General features: G+C 51.5%; 14 protein-coding genes. 1 reads left to right on the top strand and 13 read right to left on the bottom strand.

Annotated elements, in window-relative coordinates; translation table 11 throughout:
• Positions 1 to 137 precede the first annotated feature (137 nt).
• Entirely contained in the window at positions 138 to 1013 is an 876-nt protein-coding gene (locus QF669_04605) for an arginine deiminase family protein (GenBank protein ID MDP6456723.1), read from the top strand.
• Between the two features lie 81 nt (positions 1014 to 1094).
• Here QF669_04605 and QF669_04610 read toward each other — a convergent pair whose 3' ends face one another.
• The 13 genes from QF669_04610 to QF669_04670 form a co-directional block, all read right to left on the bottom strand.
• On the bottom strand, positions 1095 to 2267 hold the full coding sequence (locus QF669_04610) for an acyl-CoA dehydrogenase family protein (GenBank protein ID MDP6456724.1): 1173 nt from the start codon (positions 2265 to 2267) through the stop codon (positions 1095 to 1097).
• Positions 2268 to 2331: 64 nt separating this feature from the next.
• Complete coding sequence (locus QF669_04615; GenBank protein ID MDP6456725.1) at positions 2332 to 3270, bottom strand: FAD binding domain-containing protein; 939 nt, start codon at positions 3268 to 3270, stop codon at positions 2332 to 2334.
• Entirely contained in the window at positions 3267 to 5549 is a 2283-nt protein-coding gene (locus QF669_04620; GenBank protein MDP6456726.1) for a molybdopterin-dependent oxidoreductase, read from the bottom strand. Before QF669_04620 ends, QF669_04615 begins: the two co-directional genes overlap by 4 nt.
• Positions 5546 to 6013 (bottom strand): (2Fe-2S)-binding protein, encoded by a 468-nt coding sequence (locus QF669_04625; protein MDP6456727.1) that lies wholly within the window; start codon positions 6011 to 6013, stop codon positions 5546 to 5548. The genes QF669_04620 and QF669_04625 overlap by 4 nt, the downstream gene beginning before the upstream one ends.
• 52 nt (positions 6014 to 6065) lie before the next feature.
• Positions 6066 to 6833 (bottom strand): enoyl-CoA hydratase-related protein, encoded by a 768-nt coding sequence (locus tag QF669_04630; GenBank protein MDP6456728.1) that lies wholly within the window; start codon positions 6831 to 6833, stop codon positions 6066 to 6068.
• Between the two features lie 2 nt (positions 6834 to 6835).
• The gene (oah, locus tag QF669_04635) at positions 6836 to 7921 is read right to left on the bottom strand and encodes a 6-oxocyclohex-1-ene-1-carbonyl-CoA hydratase (GenBank protein MDP6456729.1); all 1086 of its coding nucleotides are present in this window, start codon (positions 7919 to 7921) and stop codon (positions 6836 to 6838) included.
• A 27-nt stretch (positions 7922 to 7948) separates the two neighbouring features.
• Positions 7949 to 9007, bottom strand: a complete 1059-nt coding sequence (had, locus tag QF669_04640) for a 6-hydroxycyclohex-1-ene-1-carbonyl-CoA dehydrogenase (protein ID MDP6456730.1) — start codon at positions 9005 to 9007, stop codon at positions 7949 to 7951.
• On the bottom strand, positions 9000 to 9965 hold the full coding sequence (locus QF669_04645) for a 2-dehydropantoate 2-reductase (protein ID MDP6456731.1): 966 nt from the start codon (positions 9963 to 9965) through the stop codon (positions 9000 to 9002). Before QF669_04645 ends, had begins: the two co-directional genes overlap by 8 nt.
• 124 nt (positions 9966 to 10089) lie before the next feature.
• Positions 10090 to 11856, bottom strand: a complete 1767-nt coding sequence (locus tag QF669_04650) for an AMP-binding protein (GenBank protein ID MDP6456732.1) — start codon at positions 11854 to 11856, stop codon at positions 10090 to 10092.
• Positions 11857 to 11992: 136 nt separating this feature from the next.
• Entirely contained in the window at positions 11993 to 13207 is a 1215-nt protein-coding gene (locus tag QF669_04655; protein ID MDP6456733.1) for a 2-hydroxyacyl-CoA dehydratase family protein, read from the bottom strand.
• Positions 13208 to 13292: 85 nt separating this feature from the next.
• Positions 13293 to 13541, bottom strand: a complete 249-nt coding sequence (locus QF669_04660) for a hypothetical protein (GenBank protein MDP6456734.1) — start codon at positions 13539 to 13541, stop codon at positions 13293 to 13295.
• On the bottom strand, positions 13538 to 14341 hold the full coding sequence (locus tag QF669_04665) for an acyl-CoA dehydratase activase (GenBank protein ID MDP6456735.1): 804 nt from the start codon (positions 14339 to 14341) through the stop codon (positions 13538 to 13540). The genes QF669_04660 and QF669_04665 overlap by 4 nt, the downstream gene beginning before the upstream one ends.
• Positions 14338 to 14751, bottom strand: a 414-nt coding sequence (locus tag QF669_04670) for a BadF/BadG/BcrA/BcrD ATPase family protein (protein MDP6456736.1), incomplete at its 5' end; no start/stop codon positions are given. The genes QF669_04670 and QF669_04665, both read right to left, overlap by 4 nt.

The following is a 14751-nucleotide window of genomic DNA, read 5'->3' on the forward strand; positions in this document are numbered from 1 at the left end:
CCGGCCGTGCTGTACGGACCGGGAGATGTGCGTCTTGCCCATGCGGCAAATGAATACGTGGAAGTAGAAGAGGTAATCATCGCCACGAAAGTGATGACAGGCATGATCGTTCATTGGTGCGGTGGAAATCTTATCTCATGAAAGTAGACTGCCAGTCTATGATCGGTGAAATAAAGCACGTACTGCTTAAACATCCCAAAGACGCCTATATCGACGATGATCATCTTGAAGATCAGTGGCGGTCTCTGAACTATCTCGGTCCGCCAGACTTCTCCAAATCCATCGCCGACTATGATCACTTCGCTGATCTCCTCCATCAGTTCGACGTAGATGTCCATTTCCTCCCTCCAGCTGAGAAGACCGGCCTCGACTCCATCTACACCCACGATCCGGCGGTCATCACCTCCAGGGGAGCCATCCTATGCAATATGGGAAAAGATCAGCGTCAGGGCGAGCCGGAAGCCATGGGAGAGTTCTTACGGCAGATGGACGTCCCCATTCTCGGCACCATCACCGGTGACGGTAAGCTCGAGGGCGGCGACGTCCTTTGGCTCGATGAGCGAACCGTAGCTGTGGGTGAAGGCTATCGATCCAATGCTGAGGGGATTCGCCAGTTTGGAGAACTGCTTGGCAACCTTGTGGATGAGGTGATCTCCGTCCCCCTTCCACATTGGGCCGGCCCCGCCGACTGCCTCCACCTCCTCTCCTTCATCAGTCCCGTGGATCACGACCTCGCCGTAGTCTACTCCCGCCTCATGCCGGTGCCGTTCCGGGACTATCTGCTCAATCGCGGCATGAGGTTCGTTGAAGTTCCGGACAGCGAGTGGGACTCCATGGCGTGCAACATTCTAGCGGTGGCGCCGCGGAAGATCATCATGATCGATGGCAATCCTATGACACGGGCGGTTCTGGAGGAAGAAGGGGTGGAAGTTTCAGTCTATGACGGGAGTGAGATTTCCCTCAAAGGGGCCGGCGGACCGACGTGCCTCACCCGTCCAGTTCTGAGACTGTAGGACAAGCATCCTGCCACGCTGAAAGACCGCCACGGCGGGGCGCATCTTCTACCTTGCCTGTCCATGCAAATCAAATAGAGTCTATCTAAACGCGTCCAATCCCGTCACATCAGCCCCGATTGCCAGAGTGTGGATCTCGTGAGTCCCCTCATACGTGTAGACGCTTTCCAGATTCATCTCATGCCGCATCACATCGTACTCCTCCATGATACCGTTTGCACCGAGAATCTCTCTGGCAGATCGCACCACCTCCCGCGCCATGGCAACATTGTTCATCTTTGCCATGGAGACTTGCTGCGGTCTCAGCTTGTCCTTATCCTTAATCCGCCCGAGCTGGTAGGCCAGCAGCTGTCCCTTTGTGATTTCCGTTAACATTTCAACCAGCTTCTTTTGCGTCAACTGGAACGCGCCGATAGGTTTATCGAACTGAATTCTCTCCTTCGCATATTCCAGGGCCGTCTCGTAGCACGCCACGGCCGATCCGATGGCGCCCCAGGCGATGCCGTACCTCGCCTGCGTCAGACACGAAAGCGGACCCTTCAGTCCTTCGACTCCCGGCAAAACGTCATCCTCCCCGACTCTGCAGTCATCAAACAGGAGCTCTCCTGTATCTGACGCCCGAAGAGAAAGTTTACCGGTCATCTTTCGACTGGTGAAGCCCGGCGTCTTCTTTTCCACCAGGAAACCTTTGATGATATTGTTCTCACCCTTGGCCCAGACAAGAGCCACATCCGCCAGCGTACCGTTCGTAATCCACATCTTGGCGCCATTAATAATATAGTCGTCCCCCTCTCGCTGGAATCTCGTGATCATTCCCCCTGGATTTGAGCCGTAGTCCGGCTCCGTGAGACCAAAGCACCCCACCGCTTCGCCGGAAGCGAGACGCGGTAGCCACTTCTTCTTCTGATCTTCACTGCCAAAACACCAGATGGGGTACATCACCAGCGCACCCTGAACCGAGGCAAAACTCCTCAACCCGGAATCTCCCCGTTCCAGCTCATGCATGACAAATCCATAAGCCACACTGTTGATCCCGGCGCAACCGTACTCCTCGGGAAGATTTGAACCCAACAGACCGAGTTCACCAAGTCTGCCGATCATTTCGGTGGGGAAAGTTTCATTCTTGTGATGTTCATGGATAACAGGCATGAACTCATTCTGCACAAAATCGTGAACCATCTCTCTGATCGCAAGCTCATCTTCAGAGAGAAGACTGTCTAAATCATAGTAGTCAATGCCGCGATATGGACTCACAATAATTCTCCTTCATATGATAGTTCTAGAACAATTTGTTTTCGGACCGTTCCTGCGCTTCAATCTAACGCGCATCTGCTATGGAATGCCACCAATCTGTTAGATAGACGTCGATCATTTCACGGCGGTATTTCAGCGGCATCATGTCGTTATCCACAGTCTTGCACTCTTTGCGTGCTCGCCGGATCAGATCTTCAAGCGTCATGGAGGAGAGGGGTTGTTCCACAAGAACCGGAGCCATGGATACACCGTTCAGACAGACACGGGCCGTTCCGTCAGAGTCAACTGTTGCCGCAACTGTGAGAGAGGTAAAGTCAACACTTCGCCGCAGACGTAGCTTGCGGAACCACCACCTCTCGGGCTCACGTGCAATTTTAATCTCAGTCAAGATGGCATCATCATCCAAGTGGATATGTTCCTGAATCCCGTCTGCTACATATATGTCCTTCAACGGTATTCCAACTATAGCATCTCTATTGTGTATAACAACTGTCGCCTCCAAGACCATAAGGGCCGGGGCTGTGTCAGACACGTTTCGAGCGAAACACTTATCTTTTCCGCCCGTAACCTGACAGATATCGCCCACTTCCTTGAGACATGAACCGATGGCCTTCCGCCACGCTTTAGACTGGTTGTAAAAGGTACAGCGATTCTGTACCAGAAGATTGCCGCCGATGGTGGCGGACTTGCGCACCACTGGGGTCGCTACCGACTTTGCCGCCTCAGCGATCAGAGGAAATTCGTCCTGTATGACGGCTGCAGTGATAATCTCATCCAGCGTCACCATGGAACCGATGGTGAGTCCGTCCTTACCCTTCTGGATAGCACGCAAGCCATCGATGTCACTCAGATCGATGACCGTCCGCTGCCGAGCGAGTTCCTGTTTGCGGTAGATCTGAATATCTGTACCGCCGCCGAAATAGAGGTAGTCACCCTGATGCTCAGCAGCTTTAACGAGCGCCTCATCTACAGTAGGCGGTCTGATATAGAGAGAATCGTTCAAGCTTCGCTCTTTTCTCTGATCTTATACAGTAGCTTATCAGGAGTGATTGGTAACTCCAACATCCTGATTCCCACAGCATCGAAGATAGCATTGCCGATGGCGGGCAGCACCGGATGAATGGGGCCTTCACCTGCTTCCTTGGCGCCGTAGGGTCCTTCTGCATCATTAGACTCCACAATGGTTATATCCATCTCCGGTGTATCGAGGGTGGTGGGAATCCGATAATCGAAAAAATTAGCGTTCATCTGCTGCCCGTTCTCATAGCGCAATTCTTCTGAAATCGCCTGCCCCAATCCCATGTGGATACTCCCTTCAATCTGACCTTCCACCGCCAGAGGATTGAGCGCTTTACCACAATCGTGTGCACCCCAGATCTTCTCCACTTTCAGTTGTCCCGTGTTGGCGTTTACAACTACTTCGGCCACAAAGGCGCCAAAGCTGTATGCCGGACTGAGACCGGCACCGGATCCCTTGAACTTGCCGCCCATCTTCGGCGAGATATAATGTCCGCTCTCCACAAAGGCACCACGCCCAGCCAGAGCGATCTCCACCCCCTCATCCCAGCTGAGATCCAGAGTGCCGTCCTCACTAACGATACGGCCGTCTTTAAACTTAACACTGTCCGCCGCAACTTTCTTTTCAGCAGAGATCGCTTTCGTCATCTCAAGGCGCAGTTTTTCAACAGCCATTTTAGCGGCATTGCCCACCATAAAGGTGACCCGGCTGGAATAGCTCCCCAAATCGACCGGCGTCGTCTTCGTATCCGCCACCTCGATCTGAACACGATCCATCGGGATGCCCAGCTCTTCAGCCGCAATTTGAACCAGCATGGTATCGCTGCCCTGCCCGATATCGCTGGCGCCGCTGAATACGACAACTCTGCCGTCATAATCGAGCTCGGCATGCACCACCGTCTGTGGGTATCTGTTCCAGTTGATGGGCAGGGCACTACCGCTGATGTAAAAACCGCAAGCGACGCCCAATCCCCGGCCGTACGGCAGCTTACCATAACGCTTATCCCAATCGGACTTCTGCCGGACAGCCTTCAGGCAGTCGCGGACACCGTTACTGGTGATGCGCAGTTGCCCCGCCGTCAGCGTATTCTCCGACAGGAAGTTACTATCTCTCAGATCGCAAGGATTGATACCCACATCGTGAGCCAGCATATCCAGCACCACTTCCACGGCATAGCGAGGATTGACTGCTCCGTGACCGCGCATGGCGCCGCACTGAGGCTTGTTGGTATACGTCCGCCGGGTCCTGAAACCGAAGCTGTCTATTTTATAGGGTCCTTGAAGCAGAACGCCGTTGTAATATGTTGTCACCACACCAAAGCTGGCGTAGGCGCCACCATCAATTACGGTATCCGCATTCAGGGCGGTGATAATTCCATTCTTGTCACAGCCTACACCTATGGTCATGTCAGTGGGGTGGCGGCCGTGATTGGTGAGAAAAACTTCTTCCCGGGAAAAGGTGCATTTCACCGGACGGTGCGTCTTCATTGCCAGGTAGGAAGTGATCAGTTCATGAGGGAAAGGATCGCTCTTGCCGCCGAAGCCGCCGCCCAAAGCTGGCTTCTTTACCCGGATCTTTCGTTTCGGCAGTTCTAGCACCTTCGCCAGCGTCTCGTGCAGATAGTGTGGAACCTGGGTGGCGCTGATCACCGTGAGGGTTTCGTCCCGGTTCCAGATGGCAACGGTACTGTGAGGTTCAGTAAAGGCGTGAGTTACACCGGCAAACTTGAACGATTCCGTCCTGCTGAAAGGTGACGCCTCCAGCGCCTCTTCCGGCTGATTGAATCGCAACTCGGCCATCTTATGGATATTCTTTCCATCCTTGGTATGGCTGTGGATTTTCTCATCCGCAGCGCACTCTTCCATCGAATCCTCAGGAGAGAGAAAGGAGCGGATGGGATCGTATTTAACCTTGATCAGTCCGGCGGCTTCTCTTGCAATATCAGGCGTCTCCGCGGCCACCGCCGCCACAATCTCTCCCGCGTAGCGAACCTTGTCCACCGCCATGGCGGTCTCATCGGGACTGATGGGCAGAATGCCGAATGAGATAGGCATATCCTCACCCAAGGTCACAGCCCGGACGCCGGGGAAGTTGTCAGCTGCAGAGGTATCAATCTCTTTGATGCGGGCGTGACCATGAGGACTCCTGAGAAGGCCCACATACAGCATGTCGGGATAGCGGAAATCATCGGTGTACATGGCCCGACCCGTCACTTTCTGAACGGCATCAATATAGGGCGTCCGTTTTCCGATGGGCCCGTTCACTTCCTCATCTCCTCTGCAGCATCCTTCACAGCTTCAATGATCTTCTTGTAGCCGGTGCAGCGGCACAGATTGCCCGACAATCCTTCCTTGATGTCATCTATGGATGCATCGCGATTCTCTTCCAGAAAAGGGATGGCTGTCATCACCACTCCGGGCGTGCAGAAACCACACTGCATGCCGCCATTTTCTACCATATGTTTCTGAACCGGATGCAGTCCGTCACCAGCGGTAACCCCTTCAATGGTAAGAATCTCTCGCCCTTCACATCTCATGGTGGGCGTTATACAGCTTAACACAGGTTTCCCGTCCAAGAGGACGGTACAGCAGCCGCAGGTCGCCTCATCGCATCCCAGTTTAGTTCCCGTCAGATAGAGCCGCTCACGAAGGGTGACGAGCAGAGTTTCATGAGGCTTAACCAGGAGCGTCCTGGTGAAGCCGTTCACAGTCAGTTCAATCTGCTCCATATGTCTCTTTTGCAATAGTTCCGCTTATACAATACACAGATAGCGCGCCCTGTCAGCGGTCCTTCCACTCAGCCTTACGCTTCTCCATGAAAGAGGCGATACCTTCACTGGCATCGTGGGACGCCATCAATTCATCTGTATAAAACTTGGCCAGCTTGCTAAGCTCGCTCTTCAGAGTTGCGTTAAACTGTTTTCGCGCGGCCCGCACAGCAAATTTGAGCGATGAAGCACTCTTAGGCAGAATCTGTTTGTGAATCCACTCGTCGGCCCCCTCCAGCATTGTTTGCCGATCGTCAAATATCTCTGTCACTAGGCCGGCAGTCAACGCCTCTTCCGCAGTCATACTCCTCCCGGTCAGGAGCAAATCATCAGCTCGCGTCTGACCGATCTTCATCGGTAGAATCAGCGAAGCCGGTGGCGCGAAGACACCTAAATTGATTTCGGGCTGTCCCAGTCTGGCGCTGTTGTCAACGAAGAGGAAGTTGCACATGATGGCCAGTTCCAATCCACCTCCGAGACACTGCCCTGAGACCAGCGCCATGGTGGGCGTGGCCAGATCGATGAGTGTCAGGAAAAGTCCGTGGAAATGACGCAACATTTCTGGTGCATTTTCCTTTGAATGTTCAGGCACCGATGCTCCAAAACTGAAATGATCTCCTGCACCTGTAAACTGAATAAGCTTAACGTCCGCCCCAGTTTCCTCAAGTTCAGACTGCAGTGCCATCATCATTTCCGCATCCAGGACATTTGCTTTGGGTGCATTAAGTGTGAACCGGACCACCTGGCCGCTAAAAAGTGATTCTGTGGTTATTTCCCCCATGGTTATTTAGGCAAAATCGCTTCCACCAACTCATCATCCCACGGATGCCCTTCCGCCAGCATCCGGCGCAGTTTGATGAAGTCCACTTCACGATTACCTTTCGGCCCCTCATTAAATGCCCTGAATCCCGCCTTCGCCTCCGTCATCATGTTCAGCGCGAGCCAGTCGCGATTGGTCTGAGCATTCTGATCCCAGTGCTCCAGCTTCTTCTTGCGCATACTGTTCAATGTTTTGCTGGTACAATCAGGCATCATATACATCAGCTTCGTCGCCAGGGCGTTGACCGCGTCATCCAGCGGCGTCAGATCAATTTCTCCCTTGGCAAGGAGTTCTTTGCCTGCTTTTAGATCGTCGCCCGATTTGCGTCTGCCGTAAATGACTTCACCTGAACCGTCCAACCAGTGGTCGGTAACCACCAGCGGATTACGTACGAATTCGCCATCCACTTTCAATACCGGCACCGCATCTGAAATCAACCCAAAAGTCTTAGACTCATAGGCGCCCCACATCTCGCACAGGGTACAGCTCTGCATGGCGCGCTCGATACCTACATAGAGGTGCAGAAAATCAGTACTGCCACCGTCCGGGGCGCTGCCGTGCTTCGGTCCCGCCTGGCCAAACACCGCCAAGTCGCTGGCAACGGTAAAATCGCACGCCATGCCTATCTCTTGACCGCCGGCAATACGCATGCCGTTTACTCGGCAGATGACAGGCTTGTCGCAGTGAAGAATCGATGTAATCATATCGTTGAACAGACGCATGTACTGCTTGTACTCTGTCGGACGTCCAGTGTAGTACTCGGCATATTCCTTAGTATTGCCGCCGGTGCAGAACGCCTTATCGCCCACAGCCGTGAATACAACTGCCACCACTGAGCGGTCATTAGAGGCTTGCCGGAAAGCAAGAATAATCTCCTTTACAGCCGCTGTGGTGTAGGAATTGTACTGCTGCGGATTGTTCAGGAAAATCCAGGCGTTATATAACCCTTCTACGGTTTCACTGTCCTTATCGATACACGGACGCAATTCATAAATAATCTCCTTGAAGTCCACTTCTGTAATGTTGTGACTGGTAAGATTTTTATTCATCGTTTTCTATTTCACCTCCACAATGATCTAATCAAAATCGGGAATAAGCACAGACCGCTTTACCAGCTTATGTGCCAGCATCTGCTGAAACACTTCGTTGATAGTGGACATGGGTCTGGTCTCGGTAAATGGGCTCAGTTCCACTTGCCCCTCAGCAACAAGATCGATGATCTCAGCATAAAGTTCAGGCTTACAGCCCCACGTACCGATCACCTGCCCATCGAAAGCCATCAGATTGCTCAGGCGCACTTCCAGCTTATCCATGGTAAAGCCGACGATGGAGAGTGTGCCGGCGGTGCCGAGGAGTGCATAGGCAAGTTCCTGCCCCGCTTTCGTCCCTGACATCTCAAAGATCTTCCATCCATACGGCAGCACGCCAAGATCTTTACCGATTTCTTTCACCTGGCGCTTAATCTCCTTGATTTTGAGTCCTTCTGAATTCAGCCTTCTTTCGATGCCAGCCTTTTTCAGGCAATCCAGTCTGTCCTGTGATATATCGATAGCCAGAATATGCGCGCCGAAGACCTTCGCCAACTGGGCACCGTAAATGCCGATTCCGCCAACGCCGATGACAACAGCGAAATCACCGCTCTTCAAGCCACTCTTAACAATGACCTGATAGGGAGTTGAAACAGCGTCAGCGATGACTGCAAGTTCAGCCAGACTGTGCCGGGAGATGGCAGCTTCAGACACTGTGGCCACGTATCTGGACGGCGCAACCACATGGCTGGCGAATCCACCATGAAAATCGTTGCCGGGCATTTTCTGACGCTGGCAAATATTACTCCTGCCTTGCTTGCACAGTTCACACTCGCCACACGGCAGTACTGCCGGAATGATGACCGCTTTTCCTACAAGTTCAGGAGGTCCTTCCAGCACGGTGCCGCTGATCTCGTGCCCCAGAACAAGAGGTAGTTCGTGGCGGGTGGGAACGCCATAGTGCCAGAAGCTCAGATCTGTATGACAGACACCACATCCAGCTACTTCCACAAGAACGTCCTCCTTCCCGATTTCCGGCACGGGAAGCTCCACCTTTTCAAAAGGCTCATCGCGGCCCGTCATCTGATAAGCGCTAATCTTATCCATCACCGTATCCCGCCTCCACTAACTTCACCATAGCTGTCAAAGCAGAATTGAGGGGCGTAGCTATTTCGTGCTTGTTGCCGTACAGCTCAATCTTTCCATTGAGATAATCAATCTCTGTCAGAAGACCATTCTCCACATCCACGAGCATAGTCGGCTTGTGTGCGCCACCCTTATTGAGATAATCGATAGCAGTTGCAGGAAAGTCATCATCGAGTTCGACTCCTTCGGCTTGCGCTACCTCTAACGATTCTTCAATAATCCCCTCCACCATTTGGAGAGTAGACGGAAATGACATCACTTCACCCATGGTTTTACCTGTCACAGCGCAGAGGGCACAAAGGGCGTTATTGAGAATCACCTTTTCCCAGATATGGAGCTGAATATGGGAAGACGATTCTGTCGTCAGTCCAGCGGAGTTTAGAGCTTCTATAAATCCGGCTTCGATCGCCCTCCCCGCATCGGACATGGCGGCCACGTAATTAGGTGGATTGAAGAAAGTGACATTAACAACACCTGCTTGTGTCTCATCTTCTGACTTTACCAGGTTGCCGGCGAAATTGATCACCATGCGCAGAGTCCTGTCCGCCGAGAAGAGAGTGCTTATGTCATCCTCTGTCCCGAGGCCGTTCTGGGCACTCATCAGAAAAAAATTACCTGAATCGATCCGGCCGATCTCCTCTAGAACAGAAACGAGATAAGGACATTTTACAGCGATGATAACCAGATCCATTTGATAACCGGACAGCTCACTGATAGAGCGTACTGTATCCGAGGCAGGCAATGTCTTATGGATGGAGTTGCGCAACACGATCCCGTTCTTACCGATTACGTCCAACCTTGCCTGACTCACATCACAGATGACAACGTCAGCTCCCGCCTCGAGAAGATGGGCTGACAGTATGGAACCTATGGGACCGGCACCCACTACAGCAACTGAAAGTTTAGCCCGATCGTTCATTCAGTCATCTTCCATTCCAACCAATAAATCTACTCTCAAATCTTCTTCTAACTTACCCGATAATTTACTCAACAAGTCTCGATTTCAGCCCGGTTCTTTGCGTGTTGGGTAATAGTGGAGAGTATCACGACAGGGTAACTTCTCCAGAATCAGCGCTACTCAAATCCGGCTGATTCTCTCCGAGATTAATGACGAAAACATCTTCCCTGATCGGTTCTTCAGAATCGTAAAGACTTTCTATCTCCGCTTTGAACACTTTAGCGACAATATTGGGCGCCAGTTTCATGGAAGGGGTCAGCTCTCCATCCTCAATCGTCAATTCATGATCGATGAGCATAGCTCTCTTCAGACGGGCATACTTGGCGGCGGTGAGATCATTCCACCTCATCAGGCAGTTGTTAAGGCATTGAAAATACTCACCAAGATTCTGTGGACATTGACACCCTTCCATCAGCTGGGATTCGTCTGGTTTTTGGCAAAACATGGCCGAATTGGGAAAAAGCAGGGCGACAGGATAGTCTCTTCCATTGCCTGTCACAAAAGCGTGAGCAAGATAGGCACAATCCTTATAGATGAGACTCTCAATTTCCGTGGGGACGACTTTTTCAGCATTTGACAGTTTGAAGATACGGTCTTTGCGCGCGATCAGTCGAAGCCCTGTTTCTACACATTCCCCTACATCTCCCGTCCGGAACCAGCCGTCTTCAGCGAGTACTTTCCTGGTTTCTTCAGGATTGTTGAAGTATCCCTTCATGACGTTCGGGCCTTTGACCAAGATTTCCCCATCATCCTCCAGTTTGAGGGTGATGCCGGGAATTGACTTGCCCACAACGCCTCTTTTCCTAGGGACATGGGGATCGGTCACGGTACAGCACGGGGACGTTTCCGTCAGACCCCACCCTTCATAGACAGGGATCTGCCTGCTTTCGAACATGTCGGAAATGCTTTTCGGTAGCGGTGCGGCGGCGGTAAATACAAATCGTAGTTCATCGTGGAATATGAGCCGTTCAATCTCTTCATCCTGCAGAATCAGTGTGGCGATATTCTGATATATACGCGGCACGCTAAAAAAGACTGTCGGGCGTACCTTGCGCCAGTTACTCATGAGCATCTCAGTATCTTTGCCAAAGCTGTTTTCAAGGGACAGAACAGCGCCGTTACAAATGGCGGCATACTTCTCAAAAATGCCGCCGAAACTATGATGCCACGGAAGATAGGAAAGAAACCTGTCCTTATCACTGAGTTGCCAGAGAACACGCATGGCCGCCTGCTGAGACAGGATATTACTGTGCGTCAGTTGAACACACTTGGGCTTCCCCATGGTACCAGAAGTGTACATCATAAGACAGACCTCGTCAGAGGCCACCTCTCCCCCAGCAATCTCCTCGACTGGAGACGAAGCTAACAATTCGGTAAAGGAGACACAGTTTTCGCTGCAGCTCGAGAGAGCATCAAAATGAATAATCCTGTCAAACTTGTCTGGAGCACGCATTTTATCGTACTGCGACTCATCAGCTACAGCAACAAACTTTGGCTCACAGAACTCAACCAGGCGATCGGCCCAGTCCGCGCTGTAGCCGGCAAAGATGGGCACCGCCCTTCCTCCCATGGCCATGACGGCCAACTCCAGCTCAAGCATCTCCTGCCTGTTGGGAGACAGGATTGCCATTCGGTCTCCCGGCCGTAAGCCGACGGACTCAAGATAGTACTGAATAGATATTACGTGTTGCCGAAACTGGTTCCACGACAGGGGTGCATACTCACCATCCTGTATCTCCTGGTAGATTGGGTGATCTGAGAAATCTGAGGCATTTCTGTTGAGCATCTGCGCCAGATTAAGGGAGTATTGCGGAAGTTGAAGGTCACTCTGAAGAAGAGGGGGTTCTGACATACGTCTTCCCTTACACTATGTAGATGAAAGTAGACCTGGCACGTGATTCAGGCTTTCCAAGGAAGAGCATATCACCCGTTGTCGCATCATCAGACCCGTTTCTCTCAAGAGATCATTCTCTTTGTGCCAGCGGCTGTCAGGCGATGGACTGAATAAAGGAGTCCAGTTGATCTGAGACTTTCTTCTCATCGAAAAATCTGGCATCCACCATATCCGCCTCAATCACCAGCGTAGGGATTCCAGCTTCTTCAAGTCCCGGCAGGCGCCGTTTTACATAGCTGTTCCATCTGCCACAACTGTTATTCCAATGGGCCACAATACCGTCGGCCTGGTAGTCTTTCACCATGTCCAGCGTCCAGTTCAAAATCCACTCCTTCGACCGGTTCATGGTGTTCCAAGCATAGCGCTTAACCAGCGATTCCATGGGCGCCGAACTGTCGAAATCGAACCACCAACTGTGGGTGTACGTGCTGGCAACAAAAGCGGTTTGACGTTCTTCGCAAAACTTGGCCAGCCAGTTTTTTCGCGGCCAGATGGGGATGGCATCCCACACCAAACGTACTTTCTCACCAGGGACAGCCTCTACTCCGTTGGCAATTCTCTCTTCCAATTCTTTCAAAAGAGATTCATAGTAGTCCGTACATTTCTTGTCACCGCGGGCAATTACAATAGGCGCCATGGCGGTAAATGCATCAATATTCGTCCACGGTGTGGGACGCTTGCGCGCCGTTTCAAGACACTGCTGCCAAAATTTATTGGCTCTGTCTGATTCGGCTACGATTTCGGCAAGACGTTCCTCATCAAAACTCAGATTAAAACGGTGCTCAATTTCAGCGATATGTCGCCGTATCTCGCTGGCGAATTGATTCAGTTCCTCTGGTGTGTGCCCCTCAGCCTTAGTTAAAGGAGGAGCATGCAACACGTAATGCGGCACATCCTTACCTCGCTCATCAAAGATCTCTTGGACCTCATCGCCCCATCTCTCTACAACAGAACACTGACTGTCACAGGCATAAAACATATCAGGGTCAGGGAGGCCATTGATAGGAGATTCAGCATCACCCAACAGTATCCCCATATCACTCAAAGAATAAGTACAAAATTTCGGCGGCTGTAATTTTCTCTTCTTGGAGAGATCAATCGCCTCCCAGCTATATGGATGATCGGGATTGCGATCTTTTGACAGGGCACCCAGAATAGCGGCGTGATTTTCCGGATAGACTGGAATAATATCCATGGCCATCAAGATTTCTGCGGGTGCAAATGCTGAACACCATGCTATCGGTTTACCGCTGTTCTTTACCTCATCGTACCAGCCAAAGATGTCAAATGTGGTCTGAAGGCGCACCATTCTGTTACTCCTGATTTATATATCCAACGCTATGCAAAAGATCCATCCAATGCAAACGTCTTACTAATGAAATAACTTGATTTGCTCATATTTTTTTTCTGGTCCAGATTGTCTGCATCTTTTCTCCGCAACTAGTGAAGCACGCTTCACAATCTACCCCTAAAGGACGATCTTCGGACGCCATAGGTTCGAGATGGATTTCCCTCCCCATGGAAGTAAAAAGTTCAACCATTTCCGAGAGACGCGGTTCACCGCAGGTGAATTGTTTTTCCCACCCGTCGGCCTCAAACGCCACATCTCTTGGTGTTTCAGCTACACCATACAGTTCACTCATGACTCTGCTATCACTTTTGTTAGTCGCTGCCGTGCCAGAACAGCGGCACCTAAGGCCGTGGCATATTGCGGCATGTCATCTTTTGCAACATTGACTTCTCCCTCGAGAGATTCAATGAGCATTTTCACCATAGTAGGAAAGCGGATAATGCCTCCAGCCAGCGTGAATTGCGGTTCCATCCGGACCCGTTTCATCAACTGGACGCACCGCTTAACCAGAGAGAACATAGCGCCCCGCATAATGTCCGCCGGTGCTGAGCCGATGGAGAGCTGGTTAATAACTTCAGATTCAGCAAATACGGCGCAAACACCTGAGATTGAGACACCGTCATGTGAAGTATGAACCAGGGGGCCAATTTCTTCGGTTGAATAGCCCATGTAGTGAGCGGTCTTTTCCAGGAATGCCCCTGTACCGGCAGCACATTTATCATTGAGTCTGAAAGACTTTACCTTCACCTTATCGTCAAGGCGACTTGCTTTCATGGTCTGCCCGCCGATATCGAGCACCGTCCGGGTGTCAGGAAAGAAGAAGTTTGACCCTCGTGCTGTGGCAGTAAGGTCTGTAACGGTAAGATCACAGAAGGGGACACGGTGGCGACCATAGCCGGTAGCTATAACATAGTCGACCTGATCTCTGGTCAAGCTATTCTTTTCCAGAACTTTATCATATACCCTTTCAGCTGCCTTATCCAGCTTGAATCCAGTTGAATCCATGGCTCGACCTACAATTTCACTGTCCGGCGACATAACGATCGCTTTAGTATAGGTAGAACCGACATCAATTCCAGCAACGTAACTCATGCTTCAGCTCCTGCAGGCATCCTGCTGGTCATAATGTGGTCCATGGCGAAGAGGGCTGCACCGATAGCGCCCATGTAGTGAGAATCTTCACTCACGTTGACTCCCATGCCCATGTTTTGATTGAGAACTTCTATCATGCCGCTGTTTTTGGCCACACCGCCGGTGAAGGTTACTTCATTCTCGATTCCCACCCTGCGCAATAGTGCAATAGAGCGGGAGGAAATGGATTGATGAACTCCCATGAGGATATCTTCAATTTTCTTCCCCTTACCCAGCCACGATAGAACTTCCGTCTCGGCAAAAACGGTACAGGTGGTACTGATTCGGACCGGTTTCTCTGATTTCAGCGCTGTGGGACCCAAGTCATCTATGGGAATATCCAGCGCTACGGAGGCAGCTCCCAGAAAACG

The organism is Candidatus Neomarinimicrobiota bacterium (assembly GCA_030743815.1).
Lineage (GTDB): Bacteria > Fidelibacterota > Marinisomatia > Marinisomatales > S15-B10 > UBA2146.